Source organism: Nocardia sp. AB354 (assembly GCF_049538315.1).
GTDB lineage: Bacteria > Actinomycetota > Actinomycetes > Mycobacteriales > Mycobacteriaceae > Nocardia > Nocardia nova.
Map to the genome: position 1 here is coordinate 35,591 of NZ_JBMVFU010000025.1, position 24,835 is coordinate 60,425.

Here is a 24,835-nt window from a genome sequence, read left to right on the forward strand (position 1 = left end):
CGGTGACGGCGAAGGAGAGATGATCATGGTGGAGCGTCCGGGCCGCGTGGACGGCAAGGTGGCAATCGTGACGGGTGCGGGATCCACGCCCGGGCCCGGCATCGGCACCGGGAAGGCGACCGCGGTGGCACTGGCGCGGGAGGGCGCCGCCGTGCTGCTGGTGGACCGGTATGCCGAGCGCGCCGAACAAACCCTGCGGATGATCGAGGAGGAGGGCGGCAAGGCCGCGGTCTTCGCGGCCGATCTGACCGAGGCCGCGGCGTGCGAGGCGATGGTGCGCACCGCCGTCGACTCCTTCGGCGGACTGGACATCCTCGTCAACAATATCGGCCTCGCCGCGGTCGGCACGGTCGTCGACGTCTCCGAAGCGGACTGGGACCGATCCTTCGACATCAATCTGCGCACCGCGTTCCTCTCCTCGAAGTACGCGGTGCCGGCACTGGCCGAACGCGGCGGCGGATCGATCGTGAACATCTCCTCGATCTCGGCACTGCGCGGCGACGGCACGGTCGCCTACTCCGCGGCCAAGGGCGGCCTGCTCGCGATGACCGTCGATATGGCGTATTCGCACGGCCGCCAAGGGATTCGGGTGAACGCGATCGCGCCCGGGCACATCACGACGCCCATGGTGCTCTCGGTGTCGGCGCCGGGGCCGCGGGCCGAATTCATGAACACCATGCGGTCGGAGGCGGGTCTGCTGGGCACCCCCGGCGACGGCTGGGACGTGGCCTGGGCAGCGACCTTCCTGGCCAGCGACGAAGCCCGCTGGATCACCGGCATCACCCTGCCGGTGGAATCGGGCGTGCTGAGCGTGACGCCGCTGATGATGGCGCCGCACCTGCGCGGGGTCGCGGACCCGGACCGGCCCCAGCCCGGCGAATCCACGCCGCCCGCCCCCGAATCCGGCCACTGAGCCACCGACGCCACCGGGGGGCCGATCCCGATCGGGCGCGACAGACGGTTGTACATCACCCTCGCGATCTCTAGAGTAAGTAAGTGAACACTCTCATAGTTGAATAATCTTCCTGGTACAGAAGGAGTTCGGGATGGCTGACCCCGATGGCGCCGGAACCGCCCTGTGTGAGCGATATGCGGTCGCCGATGTCGACTCCCACATCATCGAACCGGCCGACCTGTGGACCTCGCGGATCTCGAAGAAGTGGGGCGATCTGGTTCCGCACGTCCGCTTCCACGAACGGCGGCAAGAGGATTACTGGTACATCGGCGACAAGAAGCTCTACGGCGTAGGCGCTTTCGCACAAGCCAAATGGCCCGAGTTCCCGCCCTCACATCCGAAGAAGCTCTCCGAGGCCTTCCCCGCCGCACTCGACGCCAAGGCGCGGCTCGCCTATATGGACGAGGTCGGCATCTACTACCAGGTGATGTATCCGAATATTCTCGGCTTCCACAGCCACGTCTTCCTGAACCGGATGCCGCACGAGCTGGCCACCGAATGCGTTCGCGCGTACAACGACTGGCTGGTCGAGTGGTGCTCGGCGGATTCGCGCCGGCTGGTTCCGATGATGATGCTGCCGTTCTGGGATATCGACGAATCGGTCACCGAGATGAAGCGGGCCTACGAGATGGGCCACAAGGGTGTGCTTTTCGCCGCTCGCTACGACAAGGTCGGCCTGCCCCGCCTGGTCGACGACTACTGGGAGCCGCTGCTCGGCCAGGCCCAGGACATGGGACTGTCGATGAACTTCCACGTCGGCTTCCTCAACTCCCCCGACGATCTCAAGGGCGCGGTCGACCAATCGCAGAAGCTCGACTTCACCAAGGAGAGCGCGCTGGTGCTGCTCGGGAATGCGCAGAACATCGCCGAGGTGGTGGTCAGCGGCGTCTGCCATCGCTATCCGAAGCTGAATTTCGTCTCGGTGGAGAACGGCGCCGGCTGGCTGCCCTTCCTGGGCGAGAGTATGGACTGGCAGTGGCTCAATGTCGGTGCGCACCACGAATATCCGGATCGGCTGCTGCCGAGTGAATACATGCGCCGCCAGATCTACGGCATGTACTGGTTCGAAAACCGTTCGCTGCGACCGGTGATCGGCGAACTGGCCGACAATCTGATGTTCGAAACCGATTTCCCGCACGCCACCAGCCTCTCGCCGGGGCCGGCCTCGGAATCACCGAGCCCGCGCGACATCATCGATCGTTCACTGACCGGAATTCCGGAGCAGACGGTCGCGAAAGTCCTGCAGCACACCGCGACCCGGCTCTATCACCTCGATCCGCCGCAGCGGAACTGACCCTGACGACACGACATCGGAGGGCGGCGTGAGCGACCATCGCGGCTCGCGCCGCCGACCGGACGCGGGTGTCCCGCACACGACAGGAGGCGGCGTGACCGATCGGCTGATGTACCGGGGTGAGTTCTACATCGGAGGTAGGTGGGTACCACCTGCCGGCGACGAACGCTTCGCCGTGATCTCACCGTCCACCGAGGAAACCGTCGGCGAGGTGCCGGTGGCCCGCACGGCCGATATCGATCGGGCCGTCGCGGCCGCGCGCACCGCCTTCGACGAGGGGCCGTGGCGCCGGCTGTCGCCCGGCGAGCGCGCCGGCATGCTCGCTCGCGCCGCCGAACTGCTGCGCACACGCGAGGCCGATATCGCGGCCGTGACGGTCGACGAGATCGGCTGTCCGGTCAGCCAATCCAGACAGGCACAGACCGGTATGGTCGCGGCGCTGTTCGACTATTACGCGGAGCTGATCCGCGACTTCGACTTCGAGCGCATCGTCACCGCCGGTGACCGGTCCGGCCTGGTCACCAGGGAACCGGTCGGCGTCGTCGCGGCCGTGGTGCCGTGGAATGCCCCGGTGACCCTGGCGGCGTGGAAGACCGCGCCGGCACTGGCCGCGGGGTGCACGGTGGTGATCAAACCGCCGCCGGAGTCGCCGCTGAGCAACTTCGTACTGGCCGAGGCGCTGGACGAAGCCGGAATACCCTCCGGCGCAGTCAATATCGTGCCCGGCGATCGAGAGGTCGGCGAGTATCTGGTCACCCATCCGGACACGGACAAGGTGGCCTTCACCGGGTCGACCGCCGCGGGTAAACGCATCATGAGCGTGTGCGGTGAACGGGTGAAGCGGGTGTCGCTCGAGCTGGGCGGCAAGTCCGCGGCGGTCGTCACCGACGACGCCGATCTCGCGAACGTCCTGCCCGCGATCGTCAAGGGCGCGATGCATATGTCCGGTCAGGTCTGCGGTGCGCATACCCGGGTCCTGGTGCCGCGCAGCCGTTACGCCGAGGCGGTCGACGCCGCGGCGGCGGCAGCGGCAGCCGTCCGGGTCGGCGATCCCCACGATCCGGCGACCTTGGTCGGTCCGCTGGTGGCGCAGCGGCAGCGCACCCGCGTCGAGCACTACATCGCTCTCGCCCGCGACGCCGGTGCGCGGGTGGTCACCGGCGGCGGCCGCCCGGCCGGGCTGCCGCGCGGCTGGTACGTGGAACCGACGATTCTGGCCGGCGTCGACAATGCGATGCGGGTGGCGCGGGAGGAGATCTTCGGTCCCGTGCTGTGCCTGATCCCGCACGACGGCGACGACGACGCCGTGCGTATCGCCAACGATTCGCCCTACGGCCTCTCCGGCGGGGTGTGGTCCGCGGACGCCGAGCGCGGACTGGCGATCGCCAAGCGGCTGCGCACCGGCAGCATCGCGATCAACGGCACCTATCCGCCGTTTCCCCGGGTGCCGTTCGGCGGCTTCAAGGAATCCGGACTCGGTCGCGAACTGGGGCCGGACGGACTGCACAGTTTTCTCGAACCCAGAAGTATCGGACTGCCGGCCGCACTGCGATCGGATGCCGGAAACTGAACGGCCGCAGCGTCGTTCGGCAGTTGTTGCGCGAAGGAAGTGGTATCCGATGCGAACCGGATCACGGATGTGCGGTGCGGCGTTCGACGGCGAGTCGTTCGTCCGCGCCACGGTCGAATCGGCCGGACCCTGCCCCGCACGCGCGGACTACATCGAAATCTGTTTCTCCACCACCGAGGGTCGCTGGAAGTGGTGCTTCCCGGAACCGGATCCGGCGGACTGCCCGGCGGAGCCGACCACCGACCTCGCCTTCACCCTGGACAACTACGGCGCCCAGGCACATCCGATCGTCGGCGGGCGCATTCAACCGGCGATCCTCAGCGCGGCGGCGCTACCCATGGTGCTCGCCGGGACCCCGGTGCACATCTCCCGGCGCCTCGTGGTCATGTGCCGCTGACCGGCGCGGCGGCACACCGTCGCTCAGCCGGACAGCACTATCTCCCGGGCGGCGAGAAACCACGATCGCTCGAACAGTTCATCGGGCCCGGTCGGGCCGTGCGCGCGGAACCAGTCGATGCGCGTGCGCAGGCCGGTGAGGTCGTCGAAGTAGACCTCGTTCACCGCGTCGTAGCCGGTGCGGGTCGCGGCCACCGGATGGTTCTGCACATAGGCGCGGCCGCGGGCCGAGTCGGGTATCGCCACTGGCGCGGCGCCCGGTCGCCGCACGGTGCCCGCATGTGCGGTCCAGCGTGCCGCGAATTCCTCCGGCGTCAGGTTCGCCGCCCGCACCGCGACCGCCATATGTTTCAGTCGATCACCACCGTCGTCCCATCGGTGTCGCAGCCAGTCGCCGCCGCGCAGAACCTGTTCGCGGGCAATCACTTCCGTCGCACGGGCCGGGAGCGTCACCGTCTCGGCCGCATCGCCGCGTCGAGAGCGCCACCGGTCGTGGCGCCGCAGATGCCGGATATCGCGAAACCATTCGGCGACCACACCGTCGTGCCGGGCATCCGGCCCGGTCAGATCGGGAAGGACGGTGCAGACCGCCACCCGGACCGGTCGCAGTCCGCTGGGTGCGTCGGCCGCCGCGGCACACAGCAGCGGCCACTGCCGGGCGAAACCGTCGAAGGACAGCTGCGGGGAGCGGGTGGCGAAACGCAGACGTTTGATCACGGCAACGCCCCGCTCGCCTCGGAAACCGCTCCCGCCGAACGGTGTTCGGCCCGCCATGCCGCAATTCCGGCGCGCCAGCGCTCGATACCGCGTTCCTTGATCGGGCCGTAGCCCTTGATCGTCGCGGCCGAGGCCGCCAACTCCACCTGCCGGTCGTAGGGCACGTCCGCGCCGGCATCGGTGATTTCGGCGACGAGCCGCGCGTATTCCACGATGACGGCGCGTTCGGCGCGCCGGTCGCGGTCCCATCCGAACGGGTCGAACGGTGTGCCACGCAGGCGTTTCAACCGTCGCAGTGCCCGGAAGGCGAGCGAATAGGTCCGGCCCGCCGGCAGCTTCCGCGCCATTCCCAGACGCCGCAGTATCGGCGGGTGCAGGTGGTAGGTCAGCGCGTAGCCGCCATCGAGCCCGAGCTCGGCCGCCACCGCGTCGTAGTCCGCGGCCAAGTGCAAACGCGCGACCTCGTATTCGTCCTTGTAAGTCAGCAGGGCGAACCACGACTCGGCGACCGCGCGGGTCAGTTTCCACTCCCGTGCGGCATCGTCGCGCGCGGCCGCGTAGCCGACGAGTTCGAGGTACCGGCGCGCACGGCCCACGCTCTGGTAATCGATCACCTGAGCGGTCCGGCGACGCAGCACCTCGCGGAGCTCGGACGGCAGATTACGCTGCACCACAAGTCTTTCCGCCGATGCAGTGGCCGCCGCCGTCGGCTCGTACCCGCGCGCGGTGGATGCCACGCGCTCGCCCCCCAACGCCGCCGCGACGGCGGCGGGATCGTGCACCAGCCAGCGACCCCAGTCGAACGCGAGCCGGTTGTCCGCCGCCGCCCGGCCGCGCCCCGCCAACGCCTGCGCCATATGGGCCGCCGTCGCCGGCACGCCACCCAGCTGAAAGGCCGCCCCCAGCAACACGACATTCGCGGGAAGGTGATCGGCGAAGATGCGCTCGGCGACGCGTCGCGCATCGATCACCGAGGTTCGCGGCGCGCCGATCCGATCGGCGATCGCGGCTTCCAATGCCGCCACATCGGGGGCCGCGGTATGGCTCTGCAACATCGCCGCGGTCGGCGTGACGGTCCGGTCGACCACCGCAACGGCCTGCCCCGCACGGGCTTTCGCGAGGTGTTCGGCGGTGGCGGCCTGCAGGATGTCGCCCGACAGGTACAGATCGGCGCCGCCACTGCTCACCGCCGCCGCACTCAGTCCCGCGCGATCGGCCGCCAGATGCAGATGCGACACCACGGCCCCCGCCTTCTGCGAGAGCCCGGTCTGATCCATCCCGCCGACCACCCAGCCCGCCGCCTCGGCGGCCCGCACGAGGATCCGGTTGGCGGTGACGATTCCGGTGCCGCCGATCCCGGTGAAGTAGATGCTGTAGCGCTCGCCGACCGCCGGCGGCACCGGCTCCGGCAACGATCCCGCCGGAAGTCGCGGCCGCTCACGCGGCGCTCGTTTCCGCCGGCGCCCAGCGGCTTTCGGCTCGATGGTGACGAAGGACGGACAGTCGCCGTCCAGGCAGGTGTAGTCACGATTGCACGAGGAATCGTGGATACGCCGCTTGGTGCCGAATTCGGTGTCCACGGGCAGCACCGACAGGCAGTTGCTCTTCGTGCCGCAGTCGCCACAGCCCTCACAGACCGCCTCGTTGATGACGACCCGGCGGGGCGGCTCCGGCAGCAGACCGCGCTTCCGCAGCCGCCGCGCCTCGGCCGCACACCGCTGGTCGTAGATGATCACCGTCACGCCGGGCACCGTTCGCAGCCGCTGCTGCACCTCGGCCAGCCGATCGCGGCCCAGCACCTCCACGCCCGGCGCCCATCGCGCGCGGCGGCCGTAGCGGCCGGGATCCTCGGCGCACACCACGATCTCGCGCACCCCCTCGGCCTGCAGTGCCCGCGTGAGGGCGGGCACGTCCTGCAGTCCGGTCACCTCCTGACCGCCGGTCATCGCGACCGCCGCGTTGTAGAGGATCTTGAAGGTGATGTCGGTTCCGGCGGCCACACTCGCGCGAACCGCGAGGATGCCGGAATGGGTCAGGGTGCCGTCACCGAGATTCTGGATCAGATGGGGCGCCGCGACGAACGGTGACAATCCGATCCACGGCACCCCCTCGGCGCCCATCGGCGTCGGCGGCAGCGTCGTCAGGTCGCGGTTACGGGCCTCGAAATACATGATGCCGTGACAGCCGACCCCGCCCCCGACCAGCGCGTCCTCCGGTACGACGGTGGACCGATTGTGCGGGCAGCCGCTGCAGTACGCGGGCGCGCGGGCCGGCGTCACCAGCAGCGGCAGATCGAGGCGAGGCGGCGTCGCCGGGCGCAGCGCCGGAAGAACACGGTCGAGAATGTCGCCCACGGCCTTCGGATCGAGCACACCGGATCCGGGCACCAGGGGCGCACCGTCGCGATCCCGCTTGCCCAGCACCGGAATTCGATGCCGGGCCTCGTGCAGCACCGCGCGCAGTTGCGTCTCGACGAACGGCCGCTTCTCCTCCACCACCAGCAACCGCCGCACCGAATCCGCGAACTCGACGACGGTCTCCTCGACCAGGGGGTAGGTCATGCCCAGCCGCAGGATGCGCACACCCGCCGCGGCGAGATCGGCACTGCGCACTCCGCGCTCCGACAACGCTTGCACCACATCGAAATACGTGGCGCCCGCGCACACGATCCCGAGTTCGGCAGTGTCCGGGCCGACCGTCCGGTCGAGGCCGTTGTGCCGGGCATAGGCGCGGGCCGCGCGCAGCCGATGCTCGTTGATCAGCTCTTCCTGGCCGGGCACCGCATGCGGGCCGATGGTCGCCTGCGGTCGATGCGACCAGGTCCGTCCCGCGATGGTGATGTGCGGTTCGGCCGGATGATGGCGCGCGAGATCCGTGTCGACCGTGCCGATTCCGTCGGCGACGGCGGTGACGATCTTCAGGCCGACCCAGCATCCGGCATAGCGCGACATCCGGAAGGCGTGGATACCAAGGTCGAGGATGTCCTGCTGATCACCCGGAAACAGCACCGGCATGCCGGCGTCGGCGAAGGTGTACTGGCTGTCGCAGGCCAGGGTGGACGATTTCGCGGCCGGATCGTCACCACAGAACACCACCGCCCCGCCGCCCGGACCGGCCCCCATCGCATTGGCGTGTTTGAGTACGTCACCCGAGCGATCCAGGCCCGGCCCCTTGCCGTACCAGGCGCCCACCACGCCGTCGACACGGTCGTAGGCGAGGGCGGCGCCCATCTGGCTGCCCCAGACCGTGGCCGCCGCCAGCTCCTCGTTCAGCCCGGGCCGGTGCACGATGCGATATCGCCGCGGTTCGTGCTGGTCCAGTTCCAGATCGAAACCGCCCAGCGGCGACCCCGGGTATCCGGAAACCATGGTGGCGGTGGTCGTCCCGTCGCGCAGGTCCAGTTCGTGGCGCAGGGCGAGCAGCCGCACCAGCGTCTGGACTCCCGAGAGCACCGGCGTCTGCGCCGTCACGGATAGACCCGGGGGTCGACGTAGGCGACGTCGCCGCCTTTGATCACCGTTCGCAGCTTCGAATGATCTTGCAGCACAGTGATATCCACGGTCGGGTCGCCGTCGACGACGATCAGATCGGCCAGCAGTCCGGACCGGATCTCACCGGTGTCCAGACGCGCCGCCGGACCCATGTGGCGGGTGGCGGTGTGGATCGCCTCGATCGGGGACATGTCGATCAACTCGACATAGCGCTGCAGTTCCGCGGCATAGGTGCCGTGCCGGGTCCATTGATGCCCGAAGTCGCCCCCCGAGAGAATCGGAATACCGGCGGCCTTCAGCTTGTGCAATCCGTCTATCTGAGCGCGTAATTCGTCGCGATAGCCGGACGCGTCGACCCGGTCCCGGGTGATGCCCCATTGCTCTGCCCGGCCCGCGACCACGGCGTACAGATAGTGCAGGCCCGGACATACCCAGACGTCGTCGCGGCGCGCCTCCAGCGCGGTCAGCGCCTCGTCGTCGAGGAAACACGCGTGATGGATGATGCGGACGCCGGTGCGCGCGGCCATCGCCACACTGGCCGCACCGCGGGCGTGCACCGTGACGAAGGCGCCGTAGCGGTCCGCGACTTCCACTGCGGCCGAGAGCATCTCGTCGTTCATATAGACGTCCTCGGACGGATGCTCGGGCATCACGCCGTCGCCGGAGATGAACAGTTTGAGCGACCGCACGCCACTGTCGCACTGCCGGGCGACGACCTCGCGGATATCGCGAACCCCGTCCACGACCTCCATCAGGCCGCCCTCTTCGCCGCCGAGGCCCCCGCGCTCGGCGATCATCGCCCCGCAGGGAATCAGGCGCGGCCCCGCGATCAGACCCCGCTCCACCGCATCGTGGATGAGCAGATCGTCCTGCGGCTGGGTGGCTCCGGCACCGATCAGCAGCGTGTAACCGCTGTGCAGATAGGTTTTCGCCACGGCGGCGACGTCGAGGATGTGCCGCGCCGGCGGTGCCGCCGCGACGGCCGCGTGGTCGAAGACGAAATCCAGCGGCCAGCTGATATGTGTGTGCGCGTCACCCAGACCTGGCAACACCGTGGCGCCGCGCAGATCCACCACCCGCACGGCTCCCGGATCGACCGCGATGTCCGCACCGATCGAGACCTCGGCGATCCGATCCCCCTCGATCAGCACCGATCCCGCGCGCGGGCGTTCGGCGAGATCACCACCGCAGGTCAGGATCCGCCCATTGGTCAGCAGCATTCGCTCCGTCATCAGCGACCTCCAGTACTGAGCGAGTACTTACTTTATCACCGTAGGACCGTCACGAGAGTCCAATTCTTACTTTCGAGAATCATCCATCCACCCGTCAGCGCGCGCAACGGAATCCCGCGATGGGTACTTGTCGATCCCCCACCGGCGGCGTCGCAGCTGTCACCATGGTCTGCGGGACCCCGCCGTCCCCCACCGAGTCGAATCAGAGGAGCGTGATCGCATGCCCGCCGAAACCCCGGCGACCGAATCCGTGGATGCCGTCGTCATCGGCATGGGGCCCGGCGGCGAGGCCGTGGCGACCGAATTGGCGCGCGCCGGACTCGCGGTGGTGGGCGTCGAAGGCCGGTTGCTGGGCGGCGAATGCCCCTACTACGCCTGTGTGCCGACCAAGATGATGGTGCGCGCCGCCGAGACCCTGGCCGAGGCGCGCCGGGTCGGCACCCTCGCGGGAAGTGCCCAGGTGCATACGGATTGGGCGCCGGTGGCGAAGCGGATCCGCGACGAGGCGACCGACAACTGGGACGACAAGGTCGCGGTCGAACGATTCGAATCCGCCGGCGGCACCTTCGTGCGGGGCTGGGGGCGCATCACCGGTCCAGGCCAGGTCCGCGTCGATACCGCCGACGGACCGCGCGACTTCCGCGCCCTGCGGGCAATCGTGCTGAATCCCGGCACCGCCCCGTCCGTACCGCCGATCGAGGGTCTGGCCGACACCCCGTACTGGACCAATCGCGAGGCGGTGACCACCACCGAGGCGCCGGAATCGCTGATCGTGCTCGGCGGCGGACCGGTCGGCGCGGAATTCGCCCAGATCTTCTCGCGGTTCGGCGCCGAGGTGACGATGGCCGTGCGCAGCCGGCTGCTCCCGCGCGCCGAGCCCGAGGCCGCCGACCTGCTCGCCAAAGTCTTTGCCGAAGAGAGTATTTCGGTCCGAACCGGCGTCGAGGCCACCCGCATCGACCACGACGGCAGCTATTTCACCGTGCGGCTGAGCAACGGTGATCCGATCCGCGCCCAGCGCCTGCTGGTCGCCGCCGGCCGCTACACCGATCTGTCCGCACTGGGCGTCGGCGCCATCGGCCTGGACGAACAGGCGCACGGCATCCGGGTCGACGACCGGCTGCGCGCCGCCGAGGGGGTCTGGGCGATCGGGGACGTCACCGGACACGGCGCGTTCACCCACATGTCCATGTACCAGGCGCGCATCGCCGCCGCGGACATCCTCGGCTCCCTCACCGAACCCGCGCAGTATCACGCGGTTCCCAATGTCACCTTCACCGAACCGGAGGTGGGCGCGGTCGGGATGACGGAGTCGCAGGCCCGCGACGCCGGACTGAGCGTCTGGACCGGACGGGCCGAGGTCCCGGATTCGACCCGCGGCTGGATTCACGGGCCCGGCAACGCCGGATTCGTCAAGCTGGTCGCCGACGCCGATCGCGGCATTCTGGTCGGCGCCACCTCGGTCGGCCCGGTCGGTGGCGAGGTGCTGAGCGCCCTGGCCGTCGCGGTGCACGCCCGGGTGCCGGTCACCACGCTGCGGGAAATGATCTACGCCTACCCCACCTTCCACCGCGCGATCGAGGCCGCCCTCGCCGACCTCGGCTAGTACGGCCCATCTCGCGGAACCGGACGCGACGACGCGGATTCGGCCGCATAATCGGCCCATGGCCGATGCCGACGACGTCCGGCGAATTGCGCTGGGACTACCCGAGTCCACCGAAGCGCCGCATTTCGACATGCCGTCGTTCCGCGTCCGCAAGGCGATCTTCGCGACCCTGCCCGACCCCACGCACGCCCACGTGATGGCGAGTGAAGCCGATATCCGGGAGGCCGTCGCGGAATATCCGGACTGCTGCACGGAGAAGTGGTGGGGCAAGCACCTGTCGGCGGTCCGCGTCGACCTCAGCGCCGCCGACACCGGCCTACTGAGCGAATTGCTCACCGACGCCTGGCGACACAAGGCGCCGCGCACCCTGGTGCGCGCCTTCGACGCGGCTTCCGGATAGCCCGCATCGTCTGGTCCGCATCGTCGCCGAGCCGCTACCACTGGAGGAAAAATGCTGTCGCTGCAAGAGATTTCGGATCGGATCGAGATCGAGGATCTGATGGTCCGATACTCCCATGCCGTGGACACCCAGCAGTGGGATCTGCTCGACGACGTCTTCACCGCCGACGCGCAGATCGACTACTCGGCCATGGGCGGCGCCAGCGGGGGCCTGCCCGAGATCAAGAAGTTCCTCGCCACGGTGATGCCGAACTTTCCCGCCTTCCAGCATCTGATCAGCAATTCCTCCATCACCGTCGACGGCGATACCGCCACCGGCCGCACCATGTGCCACAACCCGATGCTCGTCGGCGAAGCGGAGGGGAAGCAGAACCTCATGCTGTGCGGCCTGTGGTACCTGGATACCTTCACCCGCGTGGACGGCGCCTGGCGGATCGCGCGGCGGGTCGAGGAGAAGAGCTACATGTTCCTGGCCGCCAGCCCCGGCTCCCAGTAAACGCCTCCATAGAACCTGTTACTGTTCGCGCGTGCGGCTCGACATTTCCCCACCGTTGCAGCGCTGTTCGCCGAACCTCCGCTGGGCGCGGGCTCCCCACAGGGCGGACGCGTGATCGCCGATTTCACCGAGCACTGGCTGCTCTACTGCTCGATTCCGGTGATCGCCGCCTTCATCGGCTGGACCACCAAACTCGTCGCCGTCGAAATGCTGTGCCGTCCGTTGGAATTCCGCGGCATCCCACCCTGGTTCGGGTGGCAGGGCGTGATTCCGAAGGCGGCGCCGAGAATGGCGACGATCGCGGTGGACCTGATGTTCTCGCGGCTGATCGATCCGCAGGAGATCCTCGGCCGCATCGACGTCGCCGAGCTCACCACCACCCTGCGCGAACCGCTCGACGACGCCGTCGCGCACACCGTCGACGAGCTGATGATGCGCTACGAACCGCGGCTGTGGGTGACCATGCCGCAGTTCGCCCGTGAGGCGATGATCCGCCGGGTCCAGCGCGATGTCCCCGACCTCATCGACGAGATCGTCACCGACCTGCGGACCAATCTCGACCAGATCATGGATCTGCGGTCCATCGCCATCGACACCCTGGTCAACGACAAGGCGCTGCTGGTGGAGATGGTGCGCCGGGTGGGCCATCACGAACTGCGCTTCATCGTGCGCTCCGGCCTGTTGTTCGGCACCCTGCTGGGCTTCGTCCAGATGATCACCTGGGCCTTCACCCACTCCTCGTGGCTGATGCCGCTGTTCGGCGGATTCACCGGCCTGGTCACCGACTGGCTGGCGTTGCAGATGATCTTCCGACCTGTGCGGCCGTGGCGGATCTTCGGCCGCATCGGCTGGCAGGGGCTGTTCCACAAGCGCCGCGAACAGGTCTGCGTCGACTACGGCGACCTGATCGCCACCGAAATCCTCACCCCGGCCAAGATGCGAGAGGCGGTCCTCAACGGCGAGCGCTCGGACCGGCTGGCCTCGATTCTGGCGCGACGGATGGACGAATTCATCGATACGCAGTCCGCACCCGCGCGACCGCTGGTGATGCTGGTCGCCGGCGATTCCATCACCCGGGTCAAACGCGAGATCGTGCCCGAGATGCTGGCCTACATCCGCAGTGCCGCAGCCGGATTCGAAGATCACGCGATGCGCACGCTGGATCTGCGCAGTCTGGTGATCGAGAAGACCCGCCAGCTCACCGACGACGAATACGAAGGGTTGCTGCGCCCGGCGTTCAAACAGGACGAGTGGAAACTGGTCGCCATCGGCGGTGTGCTCGGCTTTCTGGTGGGTGAACTGCAGGTGCACCTGCTGCTCAGCTGAGGTCATCTACGCAGCGCGCTGACCTGCGGATTCGCGGTTGCGCGCCGCCATCGGCTATTGTTTTTCTCGCACCGCCGCGAGGCGGGATGCGGATGTAGCGCAGTTGGTAGCGCATCACCTTGCCAAGGTGAGGGTCGCGGGTTCGAATCCCGTCATCCGCTCCACGAAAGTACCGGACCGGTAGCGTCGAGCCATCCTGCTCGCAGCCGAAGTCCACTTCCTTCTCTCGTTCGTCACGGGGTTATCGAAAGTCCCGAACCCGACAAGCTCCCAGCAGCGGGCAGTCGACCACAGCCTGTCGGCGACATCGATTCGTAAAATCCTGTGCGCGTTCCGCATTCGACTCCGCCGGGGCAGCACTCACTGCCCGGCCGTCGTCTCGGCGAGACCGCGATGTTGCTCGTAGCACCCACCTCAGGAAGGACGCATGTCCACCACTACCGAATCCGCGCTGGACGATCTGTATGCGGCCATCGAGAAATCCGCGCGGCTGGCGAACGTCGCCTGCACTCCGGACGCTGTGTGGCCGCTCCTGAACGCATACGGCCCGATGCTCACGCAATCGGTGATCTCTTTCCGGGTGGTCACCCAAGCCCGTCGCTCGGGCGACCTCGACTATCGCTTTCTCACGCTGCCGAAAGACATCGACCCGTACGACATCGCGCGTTCGAACGGGCTGATCCCGGAGACCGATCATCCGATCGGCTCACTGCTGGACCAGGTCCGCACGCGCTTCCCCGTGGACAGCTACGGCATCGACATCGGCGTGGCCGGCGGCTTCAAGAAGATCTGGCCGTTCTTTCCCGCGGACGGCGTGCAGAACGTGCCGGAACTCGCCGCACTCCCCTCCATGCCGGCCGGTCTCGCCGACCACGCCGATATGTTCGCCCGGCACGGCCTGGCGGACAAGGTCGGCCTCCTCGGCATCGACTACCACGACAAGACGATGAACGTGTACTTCCCCGGGCTTACCGCCGACCACTTCGCACCCGACGCCATCGCGTCTCTGCATCGGGATGCCGGATTCCCGGAACCCAGCGCGCAATTCCTCTCGCTCACCGCGAAGGCATTCGACATATACGCCACGTTCAGCTGGGAATCGTCGCGGATCGAGCGCCTGTGCTTCCCGGTCATCACACCCGACCCGGCCGCCCTCCCCGTCCCGATCGACCCGCACTTCCTGGACCTCGCCGACCAGGTCCCCTACGCCACGAACGACCGGCGATACACCTATGCCGCCACCTCGTCGCCCGAGGGCGAGTCCTACAAATTCAGCTGGTTCTACCAGTGGCAGCCCAGGATCCTGGACAAGATGAAGACATCCGATTCGTAACCGTTCGCGGCACACACGAATGTGCGGGACCGGGCCCCGCAGCGGAAACCCGGCCCCGCGATCGGCTACCGGGTGTGGGTCGGCAGCCGACGGTCCGATCCCCCTATGTGCGCCCGCCGCAGACGATGTCGACAGCGCGCGCGAGGATGTCGAGTCCGTGATCCAACTCGGCATCCGTAATGGTCAGTGGCGGAAGCAGTTTCACCACCTCGTCGTTGGCGCCCGAGGTTTCCACGAGCACTCCCTCCTCGAAGGCGACCCGGCTCACCTTGCCTGCCTCGGAGGCGTCGTCGAAGACCAGGCCGTGCACCAGACCGCGGCCCCGCGTGGACAATCCGCCCACCGCATCCGCCACCCGCGCCAAGGCGGCGCGCACCCGCTCACCGCGGGCCAGCGTGGAGAGCTCGAGCCGGTCGTCACGCCAGTACTCCTCCAGCGCCACCCGCGCGGTGACGAACGCGGGATTGTTACCGCGGAAGGTGCCGTTGTGCTCACCGGGCGCCCACTGGTCGAGCTCGCGTTTCATCAGCACCAGCGCCATCGGCAGGCCGTAGCCGCCGATCGACTTCGAGAGTGTCACGATATCCGGAGTGATGCCCGCGGTCTCGAAGGAGAAGAACGGTCCGGTCCGTCCGCAGCCCATCTGCACATCGTCGACGATCAGCAGAATTCCGCGCGTCGCGACCAACTCCGCGAGCCGGCGCAACCACTCCGCGCCGGCGATGTTCACCCCACCCTCGCCCTGCACCGTCTCCACGATCACGGCCGCCGGTTTATCCACCCCCGAGGACGTGTCGTCGAGCATCCGCTCGATCCACGCCAATTCGTCCGCACCACCCAGGTAGCCGTCGTAGGGCATCGGATGGACGTGCGGCAGCGGCACGCCGGCCCCCGCCCGCTTGGCGGCGTTACCGGTCACGGCCAGCGCACCCAGCGTCATACCGTGGAAGGCGTTGGTGAAATTCACCACGTTGCTGCGCCCGGTGATCTTGCGGGCCAGCTTCAGCGCCGCCTCCACCGCGTTCGCCCCGGTCGGGCCGGGGAATTGCACCTTGTAGTCGAGCCCGCGCGGGACGAGGATCAGATCGCGCACCGCCTCGAGCAGATCACGCTTGGCGACCGTCGACATATCCAAGCCGTGAATGAGCCCGTCGCGGGACAGATAGTCCAGCAGGGCCGCCTTCAGGATCGGATTGTTGTGCCCGTAGTTGAGCGCGCCGGCTCCGGCGAAGAAGTCGAGGTATTCACGACCCTGCTCGTCACGGAGCCAGGCGCCGCGGGCGGTGTCGAAGACCGTCGGCCAGACCCGGCAGTATCCACGCACATCCGATTCCAGCGTTTCGAAAACGGTGGTCATAGGCGGTCCTCAGGGGCGGGAGCCACCGCGGCGACCCCAGTGTGAAACATGACTGTTTCTAACACTGCGATGGAGGTCGCGGCAAGGTTTTGCGCGAATCCACATCGACCCCGGCAACGGCCGGGACATCGCCCGGCGTGCCCCGACAGACGGGGCCGGCAACCGTCGAGCATCCGAGCACGCCCGGCCGTCGGGTGCGACGACCATACCGACCGCCCGCACTTCCCCACTCCGGTTCTTCGAAATTCGCTCGCCGGGTGAGCGACCACGTCGTATTCTGGACGACTTGTGCGCGCACTCTCGGGGGTTTATTCACGTCTGTTCGGCGCCGGCTTCAGGCGCCAATGGAATTACCGGTCGGCCGTCTTCGCGGGCCTGGCCGCCAATGTCGTATTCGGCCTGATCCGCGCCGCGGTGATGATCGCGGCGGCGCGCTCCACACCGGGCTTCGGCGGCTACACCGGTGCGTCGATCGGCGCCTACGTGTGGTTGTCGCAGGCCATGCTGGGCGCCCTGCGGGTGATGGGGCCGCCGCACGATATCGCGGAGCGGGTACGCACCGGCGATGTCGCGGTCGATCTGCAACGCCCTATCGATATCCAATTCTTCTATCTGGCAACCGATCTCGGCGGTTCGGCGTGCACACTGGCACTGCGCGGCTTGCCCTCCATCGCCACCGGTCTGATCACGGCGCAACTGGTGTTGCCCGGCACCTTCGCGCCGTATCTGCTCGGCGCCGTCAGTGTCGTTGCGGCCGTGACGCTTTCACTGCTGCTGTTGTTCTCGGTGAGCCTGCTGGGATTCTGGCTGATCGAGACGCGCGGGGTCAGAATGCTCTACCAGATCCTGTCCACGTTCCTCGCCGGTCTCTACGTACCCATCCACCTGTTTCCGGCGCCGTTGGCCGCTGCCGCACAATTGACCCCGTTTCCCTGGCTGCTCCAGGGGCCGGTCGACGTGATGTCCGGTCGCGCAACGGGTTCGGCGGCCTGGGCGGTGATCGGCATGCAGGTGCTGTGGATCGTGATCGCGATCGGCATCGGCCGGGCTCTGATCGCGGCGGGCCGCCGCAAACTGGAGGTGCAGGGTGGCTGAGCTCGCACCGTACGGCAGCCGGCTCACACCCTATGTGGCCGTGCTGCGCTCGCGGATGCGCTCACAGCGCGCCTATCCGCTGTCGTTCGCCACCGACCTGTTCTCCTCCCTTCTGATCGGCGTTGTCGAATTCGCCGAAATGTGGTTGATCTACCACAACGTCACCGCCCTGGGCGGGCTGAACTCGACTCAGATGCTGCTGCTGTTCGGCCTGTCCAACCTGAGCTTCGCGCTCGCGCAGATCGCCGTCGGCCACACCGACACCCTCGCGACCTACATTCGGCTGGGCACCCTCGACGCCTTCCATCTGCGACCCCAGCCCCTGCTGCTCCAGCTGATCACCAGCGATGTGTCGCTGCGGCGGCTGTCGCGGGCCACCGTCGCGGCGGTGGTCCTGACCGCCGGCCTGATCGGCAACGATATCGAGTGGAGCCCAGCGCATATCGCGCTCGCGGTGAGCAGCGTAGTGAGCGGGATCGCCATCTTCGCCGGACTGTTCGTCTGCGCCGCGGGCCTGCAATTCCACCTGGTGGACGGCTCGGAGCTCACCAACAGCTTCACCTACGGCGGATCCTTCGCCGCCCAGCAGCCGAGTTCGGTGTTCTCCGGACCGCTGCGGGCGCTGTTCGGATTCGCGATCCCGGTGTCGTTCGTCGCCTATCTGCCCACGATCGCCCTGCTCGGCCTGCCCGGACCGCGGTGGCTGCCCGCCGAGCTCGCCTGGTTCGGACCTTTTGCGGCACTGTGGGTTTGGATAATGGCTTCGACGCTGTGGCGCATCGGGGTACGCCACTATCAGGGAGGGGGCGGATGAACACCGTCGAAGTATCGGAACTGACCAGACAATTCGTGCTCCGGCGCAGTGCGCGGGGCCGCCGCAGACGCGTGCGCGAGGTGCTGACCGCCGTGGATTCGATGAGCTTTCGCATCGAATCCGGTTCGGCGGTCGGCTATATCGGCGCCAACGGAGCCGGCAAATCCACCACGATCAAGATGCTCACCGGCATCCTGGTGCCGACCTCGGGCACGGTGCGCACCTGCGGACTGGATCCGGTGCGCCGGCGGCGCGAACTGGCCGGCCGGATCGGCGTGGTGTTCGGACAGCGGTCACAGCTGTGGTGGGATCTGCCGCTGCGCGAATCGTTCACCATCCTGGCCGCGATCCATCGCCTGGAACCGGCCGCGGCCCGCCGCCGCACGGACGAACTCGTCGAACAGCTCGAGATGGCGCACACCCTCGACACCCCGGTCCGTCAGCTCTCCCTCGGTCAGCGCATGCGCGCCGAAATCGCCGCGGCGCTGCTGCATCGCCCGGAGCTGCTGATTCTCGACGAGCCGACCATCGGACTGGACGTGCTGTCCAAACAGCGGCTACGGGAGTTCCTGCGCCGGGAACGGGCGGACAGCGGCACCACCCTGCTGCTCACCACCCACGATATGGGCGATATCGAGCGCCTCTGTGAACGGGTGCTGGTGGTCGACCACGGCCGTCTCGCCTACGACGGCACGTTGCCGGGACTGGCGCGCACCGTCGGCGCGCGGCGCGTCCTGGTCGTCGATCTGGCCCGGCCCAGCGACGATCTCACCGACCTCGCGGGGGCGACACTGCTGGCGGCCGAGGCCGGCGGCATGCGGCAGCGGCTGGCATTCGATCCCGAAATCACCACCGCCGCCCAGCTTCTCGCCGCCATCTCGAACCGGGTCGAGGTGCGCGACCTGTCCATCGAGGAACCCGATATCGAGGATGTGGTGCGCCGCATCTACTCCGCCGCAGACGGAACCGCCCCGGCGCCGTCGGACGCCGGGGCGGTTGCCCGGGGCGCGATCCCCGGGGACGAGGCGGAATCAGCCGCCGAACGACCCGGTGAACAGGGTGTTCAGAACGCCGCTGAGGGCGGCGCTGCCGGTGTCGAGAATGCCGTTCAGCGCGGCGCTACCGGTGTCGATGATGACCGGAATCATGCTTCTACCTCTCTCTAGGGGGCATAGGTCGTCGGTGCCCTTGCCGGGCGATCGACCAGACCCACCCTGCTGGCCGGAACTTAATCGCCGCTGGCCGGTAGCTGAGAGGGACGTAAGAGCCGCTGTGTGGAGTGTCTCCGTAACGAAAACGATTGCGGTGCCGATGGCAAATCGACTCTAGCGCTTGTCGTCTGGGCGATTGCTGTCCGACGAGTACAAGCTGACCTCACCGCCCTCGCCGAGAAATGCGTTGACCAGCATGATCCGCTCGGCCTGGATGGCGTCGGCGTCCGGTGCGGCGGTGGTGATCGAAATCTGCGGAATGGCAGCCCAGTTCACGACATAGCGCTCGGGCGGACCTTCCGCGCCGGAGACGTGCGCGAGGCGAAAGACCGAGACTGTCCGACGTTCCATCAGATCTCGCACCACCTCGGCGATTCGCTCGGGATCTTCGAGAGCGAACAGGAAGCCGAAGGTCAGCTCCGGCGAAGAGACATAGGCGGGCACAAATCTTCAGGCTAGCCACCCGTGACCGGTCGCGCAGGCGCCGCGCCGCCGATGGTGGATCTTCGCGATCATGTGATCCCGGCGTGATGCGTATAACGATTGTCCGGCACCTTGGGTGTTCCGCGCGTCAACCGTTGCATGCCAAGTCAGGACACGCTTTCCTGAATATGTCCCCGCATTCGGACACGTCTTTCGCATCGTCGCGGATATCCCGGTTCGTACACCCGTGAGCAGTGCGACCGAACAGCCGGAGTCCGATTCCGCGGGACTACGCCGGAGCCGAGGGGAGCCCCTCCCCGAAAACCTCCTCGGCCCTGGCGTAACCAGATTCCGACCGCTGAGACGAGGGTGGGAGACGATGGCGACCGCATACGCCGGTGACAACGACGCGACCGGCGCACTTCCGTCGGTATCCGCACTACTGCGCGCATTCCGGTCCACGACGCCACCGCCCGGCGACCATCCGGTGCTGGAGGCGGCCCGGCAGCTGGTCCACTGCCACGAACTACGCCGGCACGCCTACCGGGAGGCGCAGGCGCCGAAGGCGTCGAGCGCGCGCGTGGCCGGCGCCAGCCGCCTGGTCGACCACATCGATCGCGAACGCACCCGGCTGGTCGAATGCATCGACGTCTGGGTGGCCGACAACATCGCGCACCGCGAGGGCGCCTCGCTGCATACCGAAACCCTCGGTGCGGTCATCGACCGGATGGCCGGAAAATGGGTCGCCGCCCATCATGCGCTCGGACTGCCCGCCTCGAACCATCCGACGGACGAACTCCCCGCCTCCACACCGGACGGCGAGGCACACCTGCACTGGGTGCGCCTCGCCGAACTGGCCGACGGCTACAAGGATCTGATCACCGATATCGCCGAACACCGGCGTCGGCTGCCGGTGTTCTGACTCGGCTCAGTGCTTCGGATCGACGATTTCCACATCGGCATCGATGATGGGCTGAGCCGCATTCACATTCGCCGCCGAGTCGGGCTCGTCGATCAACACATCCGGTTCGTCGCGACCGGTGTTCACCCCGGCCGCCGCCTCCCGATCACGGTGCGCCGCGGCCGCGGCCTCCCGCATTTCGATGGCGTCGGTGATCCAGTCACCGATTTCGCGCGTCACTTCCGAGACCGTGCCGGTAATGATCGTTGCGATATTGCCGACGTGTCGTGCCCCGGAGGATGTCAGCTCCTGGATCAGATCCTTGTTGCTCTCGAATTTTCCGATCATCTACCCGCCCACCTCGCTCGGCTCGACCTGCCGCTCTCGCATCACGATAACACCAGGCTGCGAGCCTTTCCCGACGATGGCCGGGGGAAGGGCGAGCGTGCAGATCTTGAGCCAGACCGAGCCGACCTGTTTGCTGAGCCGGCCGGTGTTGTAGGGCAGGCCGTACTTCTCGCACAGTGCGCGCACCTCGGGTGCGATCTCCGGATAGCGGTTGGCCGGCAGGTCCGGGAACAGGTGGTGTTCGATCTGGTGGGACAGGTTGCCCGACAGGATGTGGAACAGTTTGCTGCCGCTGATGTTGGCCGAGCCGAGCATCTGCCGCACGTACCACTCGCCGCGCGTCTCGTTCTCGGTCTCCTCTTCGGTGAACGTCTGTACGCCCGACGGGAAGTGCCCGCAGAAGATGATCGAGTACGCCCAGACGTTGCGCACCAGGTTGGCGGTCACGTTGCCGGCCAGGGTGGAGACGAACAGCGGGCCGCTCAGCAGCGGGAAGACGATGTAGTCCTTGAGCACCTGCCGGCCCGCCTTGCGGATCTGCCCCTTGGCCAGGCGCTTGATATCCGACCACTTCCGCTTGCCCTTGACGATATTGTCGGCCTCGAGGTCGTGCAGCATCACGCCCCACTCGAACAACAGCATCAGCGCCAGCGCGTACACCGGGTTGCCCAGGTAGTACGGGTTCCACTGCTGGCCCTCGTCGATGCGCAGCACGCCGTAGCCGATGTCGCGGTCACGACCGTGGATGTTGGTGTAGGTGTGGTGCATGTAGTTGTGCGAATGCTTCCACTGATCGGCCGGGCACACCGTATCCCATTCGAACACACGGGAATTGAGGCCGGGTTCGCGCATCCAGTCCCACTGGCCGTGCATGACGTTGTGGCCGATCTCCATATTGTCCAGAATCTTGGACAGGCTCAGCGCCGCCACTCCGGCCAGCCAGAACGGCGGCAGGAAGCCCAGGTACATCAGGCCGCGCCCGGCGATCTCGAACCCGCGCTGCGCCTTGATGATCGAGTAGATGTATTCGCGATCGCGCTCCCCCAGATCAGCGGTGATGCGATCGCGCAGCGCGTCCAGCTCGCGGCCGATCTCGGCGACCTGTTCCGGCGACAGGACCAGCGGTCCGTTCTCGGTTTCGGCGAGTATGGTCATGACGGTTCTCCCCTTTCAGATTTCGATGTCGACGTCGCCGACCGCGGCGCTGATGCACAGCTGGATCGGCTGGTCGGGATCGCTGTCCACTTCGCCACTGCGCAGATTGCGGGTGCAGCCGGACCGCTTGACCGCCGTGCAGGAGAAGCAGATACCCATCCGGCACCCGAACTCCGGCGTCAATCCGGCCGATTCGGCCTGTTCGAGCAGGCTCGCACCGGTGTTCTCCGACTGCTTGCCGCTCACCGAGAAGGTGGTGACGCCCTCGACGTCGGTGGTGTCGGCCGGCGCGGCGGTGAGGACGAATTCCTCACTGTGCAGCCGGTCGTCGAGGCCCTCGGCCTGATAGATGCGGCGCACGGACTCCATCAGCGGCGGCGGGCCGCAGACGTAGGTCTGAGCGGTCGCGAAGAACGGCGCGATGCGCGACAGTTCGTCGTAGTCGAGGAACTTCGCGCCGGGCACGGTCGCGCAGCTCCACGGTGCGCCGTCCAGCCGCTCGGACCGGGCCAGTTCCGGATAACCCAGCACGATGTCGACGTTGTCGTGGCGGCGGGCGATATCGGCGAGCAGGTCCCGGTGCGGCACCTCCTGGGGTGAGCGGGCGTAGTGCAGGAACACCACGTCACCGCGGTACCCCTCGGCCACCAGGGTGGACAGCATCGACAGCACCGGCGTGATGCCGCTGCCTCCGCTGATCAGCACCACCTTGTCCGGTCGCCGCTCCGGCAGCCGGAACACACCGGACGCGGGCGCCAGGTCCACGACCATGCCCCGCTTCGCGTGCCGGTGCAGATACTGCGACACCAGCCCCTCCGGATGCGCCTTCACGGTCAGCGTGAGGGTGCGGCGCGGGCCGGCCTCGGCATCGATCGGCGAATAGCAGCGGGTGTGTTTCACTCCGTCGATCAGCACGCCCACCTGCACGAACTGACCGGCCTCGTGCCCGGCCCACTGTCGCGTCGGACGGAGTGTGAGGGTCACCGAACCGGGCACCGACCGATCCACGCCGATGATCTCGGCCCGCATATCGCGCAGCGTCAGTGTCGGTCGCACCAACTCCAGATACCGGTCGAGCGGGTGCGGCGAGGTCAGTGTCTGGACCAGATCGAGCAGTCCCACCATGCGGTTCTCCCCAGCCTTCGTCTGTTGATCATGTGCACCTTTTTCGGTGCACATCTGTACACTGAACTAGTGTGCCTGGCGGTACCGCAATAGTTCAACCTGCATCTGATGTGACCGATGCAACATCTCCATGAATGGACCAATCGTGAACGGATGTATGCTCAGCGAGATGAGCGAGCAGGCCGAAACCCGAGTCGAGCGCAAGGAGCGCACGCGGCGAGCGCTGCTGGACGGCACGCTGGCCCTGGCTGCCGAGCGCGGATTCGCGGCGCTGAGCCTGCGTGAGATCGCCCGCTCGGCCGGGATCGTGCCCACCGCCTTCTATCGCCACTTCGATTCCCTCGACGAATTGGGAACCGCCCTGGTCGACGAGGGCGTGCGACAGCTGCGCCTGGCGCTGCGGCACTTGCGCCGCACCCCGGACGCGCGCCTGGCCGAAACGGTGCGATTCGTCTTCGCTCAGATCGCCGGCCGCGAGGACCTCTACGGCTTCCTCATCCGCGAACGCCACGGGGGCGCACCGGCGCTACGCTCCGCGATAGCCTCCGAAATGCAGTTGATCACAAGGGAATTGGTGGTCGACATGTCGCGGATTCCGGCGCTGGACGCATGGCCGACCGATGATCTGGAACTGGCTGCCGACCTGATCGTCTCCACCGTCGCCGACCACATCGCCGACTTCGTCGCCGTCCCCTTGCGCGACCGCCCGCAACTCGTCGATCGCACCGTCGGCCAAGTGCGGATGATTGCCCTCGGCATGGCCGCCTGGAAACCGCATACCGCCTGAGCGCCCCTCGGACAGAAGGACGCCCCGCGGACCTCGCGGTCGTGCGAGGCGCCCTTCCCGTATCCGAGATAGTGCAGAGCACCGCGGGTGATGATACAGAAAACTGCACGTCCTCACAGGATTCTCGCAGTTCCGGCTCCCCTGACCGGGAATATGCACCACGTTGCATAGTACAGCGGGTATCGGTTAACCTCACCGCATGGCCCTCGAACACGCACTGCTGGTATCGCTGAGCGAGCGGGCCGGTTCGGGGTACGAACTGGCGCGCCGATTCGACAAATCGATCGGATTCTTCTGGAGCGCAACGCATCAGCAGATCTACCGGGTACTCAAGCGCATGGAGGAACGCGGCTGGGTCACCGGCGAGGCGATCGCTCAGGACGGGCGGCCCGACAAGAAGGTCTACACCGTCAGCGCCGCCGGAGATGCCGAACTGGCGCGCTGGATTGCGGAGCCGACCGACGATATCGGCCCGCTGCGCAGCGAATTGGGCGTGAAGATCCGCGCCGCCGCCCACGGCGATCCGGACGCGTTGCGCGCCGAGGTCGAACGTCATCGCGATCACCACGCCCAGCGGCTGGAGCTGTACCGCCTCATCGAGAAGAAGGATTTTCCCGCCCCGGACCGGCTCACCGGCACCGCCCTGTACCAGTACCTGGTGCTGCGCGGCGGTATCCGAGTCGAGGTCGGCTTCGTCGAATGGTGCGACGAGGTACTGGCCGGTCTGCGGGGTGTGTCGCGCTCGTCGTCGCCTGATCCGGAAGCCTCAGCCCCGCAACCGGATTCCGTTTCCGAAAGGTAATC

At 67.4% G+C, this 24,835-nt stretch carries 23 protein-coding genes and 1 tRNA gene; 16 read left to right on the top strand and 8 right to left on the bottom strand.

What is annotated here, in order from left to right; genetic code table 11:
• Window positions 1–25 precede the first annotated feature (25 nt).
• The 4 genes from ACPCUW_RS28390 (at window position 26) to ACPCUW_RS28405 (ending at window position 4,216) form a co-directional block, all read left to right on the top strand.
• Window positions 26–913: an SDR family NAD(P)-dependent oxidoreductase gene (locus tag ACPCUW_RS28390; protein WP_423428197.1), complete on the top strand. Its 888-nt coding sequence runs from the start codon at window positions 26–28 to the stop codon at window positions 911–913.
• 133 nt (window positions 914–1,046) lie between these two features.
• The gene (locus ACPCUW_RS28395; RefSeq protein WP_423428199.1) at window positions 1,047–2,249 is read left to right on the top strand and encodes an amidohydrolase family protein; all 1,203 of its coding nucleotides are present in this window, start codon (window positions 1,047–1,049) and stop codon (window positions 2,247–2,249) included.
• 109 nt (window positions 2,250–2,358) lie between these two features.
• Entirely contained in the window at window positions 2,359–3,819 is a 1,461-nt protein-coding gene (locus tag ACPCUW_RS28400; protein WP_423428259.1) for an aldehyde dehydrogenase, read from the top strand.
• A 49-nt stretch (window positions 3,820–3,868) separates the two neighbouring features.
• Complete coding sequence (locus ACPCUW_RS28405; RefSeq protein WP_146098773.1) at window positions 3,869–4,216, top strand: hypothetical protein; 348 nt, start codon at window positions 3,869–3,871, stop codon at window positions 4,214–4,216.
• Window positions 4,217–4,239: 23 nt separating this feature from the next.
• Here the strand turns inward: ACPCUW_RS28405 and ACPCUW_RS28410 are convergent, their stop codons facing one another.
• The 3 genes from ACPCUW_RS28410 to ACPCUW_RS28420 are packed head-to-tail and all read right to left on the bottom strand — an operon-like array spanning window position 4,240 to window position 9,655.
• On the bottom strand, window positions 4,240–4,932 hold the full coding sequence (locus tag ACPCUW_RS28410; RefSeq protein WP_423428201.1) for a hypothetical protein: 693 nt from the start codon (window positions 4,930–4,932) through the stop codon (window positions 4,240–4,242).
• On the bottom strand, window positions 4,929–8,402 hold the full coding sequence (locus tag ACPCUW_RS28415; protein ID WP_423428203.1) for an indolepyruvate ferredoxin oxidoreductase family protein: 3,474 nt from the start codon (window positions 8,400–8,402) through the stop codon (window positions 4,929–4,931). The genes ACPCUW_RS28410 and ACPCUW_RS28415 overlap by 4 nt, the downstream gene beginning before the upstream one ends.
• Window positions 8,399–9,655, bottom strand: coding sequence for an amidohydrolase family protein (locus ACPCUW_RS28420; RefSeq protein ID WP_423428204.1), 1,257 nt, complete (start codon window positions 9,653–9,655; stop codon window positions 8,399–8,401). Before ACPCUW_RS28420 ends, ACPCUW_RS28415 begins: the two co-directional genes overlap by 4 nt.
• Before the next feature lie 220 nt (window positions 9,656–9,875).
• Between ACPCUW_RS28420 and ACPCUW_RS28425 the strand changes: the two genes are divergently transcribed.
• The 6 genes from ACPCUW_RS28425 (at window position 9,876) to ACPCUW_RS28450 (ending at window position 14,815) form a co-directional block, all read left to right on the top strand.
• Window positions 9,876–11,261, top strand: coding sequence for a dihydrolipoyl dehydrogenase family protein (locus ACPCUW_RS28425; protein WP_423428206.1), 1,386 nt, complete (start codon window positions 9,876–9,878; stop codon window positions 11,259–11,261).
• A gap of 58 nt (window positions 11,262–11,319) precedes the next feature.
• Window positions 11,320–11,661 carry an MmcQ/YjbR family DNA-binding protein gene (locus ACPCUW_RS28430; protein ID WP_423428208.1) on the top strand — a complete coding sequence of 114 codons (342 nt, stop codon included), beginning with the start codon at window positions 11,320–11,322 and terminating at the stop codon, window positions 11,659–11,661.
• A gap of 51 nt (window positions 11,662–11,712) precedes the next feature.
• Window positions 11,713–12,156: a nuclear transport factor 2 family protein gene (locus ACPCUW_RS28435; RefSeq protein ID WP_063015363.1), complete on the top strand. Its 444-nt coding sequence runs from the start codon at window positions 11,713–11,715 to the stop codon at window positions 12,154–12,156.
• A gap of 111 nt (window positions 12,157–12,267) precedes the next feature.
• Window positions 12,268–13,482: a DUF445 domain-containing protein gene (locus ACPCUW_RS28440; protein WP_423428210.1), complete on the top strand. Its 1,215-nt coding sequence runs from the start codon at window positions 12,268–12,270 to the stop codon at window positions 13,480–13,482.
• Window positions 13,483–13,570: 88 nt separating this feature from the next.
• Window positions 13,571–13,646 (top strand) — tRNA-Gly (locus ACPCUW_RS28445).
• 263 nt (window positions 13,647–13,909) lie between these two features.
• Window positions 13,910–14,815: an aromatic prenyltransferase gene (locus tag ACPCUW_RS28450; RefSeq protein ID WP_423428212.1), complete on the top strand. Its 906-nt coding sequence runs from the start codon at window positions 13,910–13,912 to the stop codon at window positions 14,813–14,815.
• Between the two features lie 103 nt (window positions 14,816–14,918).
• Here ACPCUW_RS28450 and ectB read toward each other — a convergent pair whose 3' ends face one another.
• A complete protein-coding gene (gene ectB / locus ACPCUW_RS28455) occupies window positions 14,919–16,172 on the bottom strand; it encodes a diaminobutyrate--2-oxoglutarate transaminase (protein ID WP_423428213.1) in 1,254 nt (417 codons plus the stop codon).
• Window positions 16,173–16,460: 288 nt separating this feature from the next.
• On the opposite strand from ectB, the gene ACPCUW_RS28460 reads away from it, so the two are divergent.
• Genes ACPCUW_RS28460 through ACPCUW_RS28470 form a run of 3 tightly spaced genes read left to right on the top strand, consistent with a single transcriptional unit; the run spans window position 16,461 to window position 19,247 of the window.
• Window positions 16,461–17,267 carry an ABC transporter permease gene (locus ACPCUW_RS28460; protein ID WP_063015360.1) on the top strand — a complete coding sequence of 269 codons (807 nt, stop codon included), beginning with the start codon at window positions 16,461–16,463 and terminating at the stop codon, window positions 17,265–17,267.
• On the top strand, window positions 17,260–18,081 hold the full coding sequence (locus ACPCUW_RS28465; protein ID WP_063015359.1) for an ABC transporter permease: 822 nt from the start codon (window positions 17,260–17,262) through the stop codon (window positions 18,079–18,081). The genes ACPCUW_RS28460 and ACPCUW_RS28465 overlap by 8 nt, the downstream gene beginning before the upstream one ends.
• Window positions 18,078–19,247: an ABC transporter ATP-binding protein gene (locus ACPCUW_RS28470; protein ID WP_423428215.1), complete on the top strand. Its 1,170-nt coding sequence runs from the start codon at window positions 18,078–18,080 to the stop codon at window positions 19,245–19,247. The genes ACPCUW_RS28465 and ACPCUW_RS28470 overlap by 4 nt, the downstream gene beginning before the upstream one ends.
• Window positions 19,248–19,406: 159 nt before the next feature.
• Here ACPCUW_RS28470 and ACPCUW_RS28475 read toward each other — a convergent pair whose 3' ends face one another.
• Entirely contained in the window at window positions 19,407–19,736 is a 330-nt protein-coding gene (locus ACPCUW_RS28475) for a hypothetical protein (protein WP_030517840.1), read from the bottom strand.
• Between the two features lie 358 nt (window positions 19,737–20,094).
• Here ACPCUW_RS28475 and ACPCUW_RS28480 point away from each other — a divergent pair, with 358 nt between their 5' ends.
• Window positions 20,095–20,637 carry a DUF4254 domain-containing protein gene (locus ACPCUW_RS28480; RefSeq protein WP_063015357.1) on the top strand — a complete coding sequence of 181 codons (543 nt, stop codon included), beginning with the start codon at window positions 20,095–20,097 and terminating at the stop codon, window positions 20,635–20,637.
• 6 nt (window positions 20,638–20,643) lie between these two features.
• Here ACPCUW_RS28480 and ACPCUW_RS28485 read toward each other — a convergent pair whose 3' ends face one another.
• Genes ACPCUW_RS28485 through ACPCUW_RS28495 form a run of 3 tightly spaced genes read right to left on the bottom strand, consistent with a single transcriptional unit; the run spans window position 20,644 to window position 23,244 of the window.
• Window positions 20,644–20,964, bottom strand: a complete 321-nt coding sequence (locus ACPCUW_RS28485) for a hypothetical protein (protein ID WP_063030418.1) — start codon at window positions 20,962–20,964, stop codon at window positions 20,644–20,646.
• Window positions 20,965–22,119, bottom strand: a complete 1,155-nt coding sequence (locus ACPCUW_RS28490; protein WP_423428217.1) for a fatty acid desaturase family protein — start codon at window positions 22,117–22,119, stop codon at window positions 20,965–20,967.
• 15 nt (window positions 22,120–22,134) lie between these two features.
• Window positions 22,135–23,244 carry a ferredoxin reductase gene (locus ACPCUW_RS28495; protein WP_082857104.1) on the bottom strand — a complete coding sequence of 370 codons (1,110 nt, stop codon included), beginning with the start codon at window positions 23,242–23,244 and terminating at the stop codon, window positions 22,135–22,137.
• Window positions 23,245–23,413: 169 nt separating this feature from the next.
• Here ACPCUW_RS28495 and ACPCUW_RS28500 point away from each other — a divergent pair, with 169 nt between their 5' ends.
• Window positions 23,414–24,031: a TetR family transcriptional regulator gene (locus tag ACPCUW_RS28500; RefSeq protein WP_036525890.1), complete on the top strand. Its 618-nt coding sequence runs from the start codon at window positions 23,414–23,416 to the stop codon at window positions 24,029–24,031.
• 199 nt (window positions 24,032–24,230) lie between these two features.
• Window positions 24,231–24,833 (top strand): PadR family transcriptional regulator, encoded by a 603-nt coding sequence (locus tag ACPCUW_RS28505; protein ID WP_030517834.1) that lies wholly within the window; start codon window positions 24,231–24,233, stop codon window positions 24,831–24,833.
• Window positions 24,834–24,835: the final 2 nt, after the last annotated feature.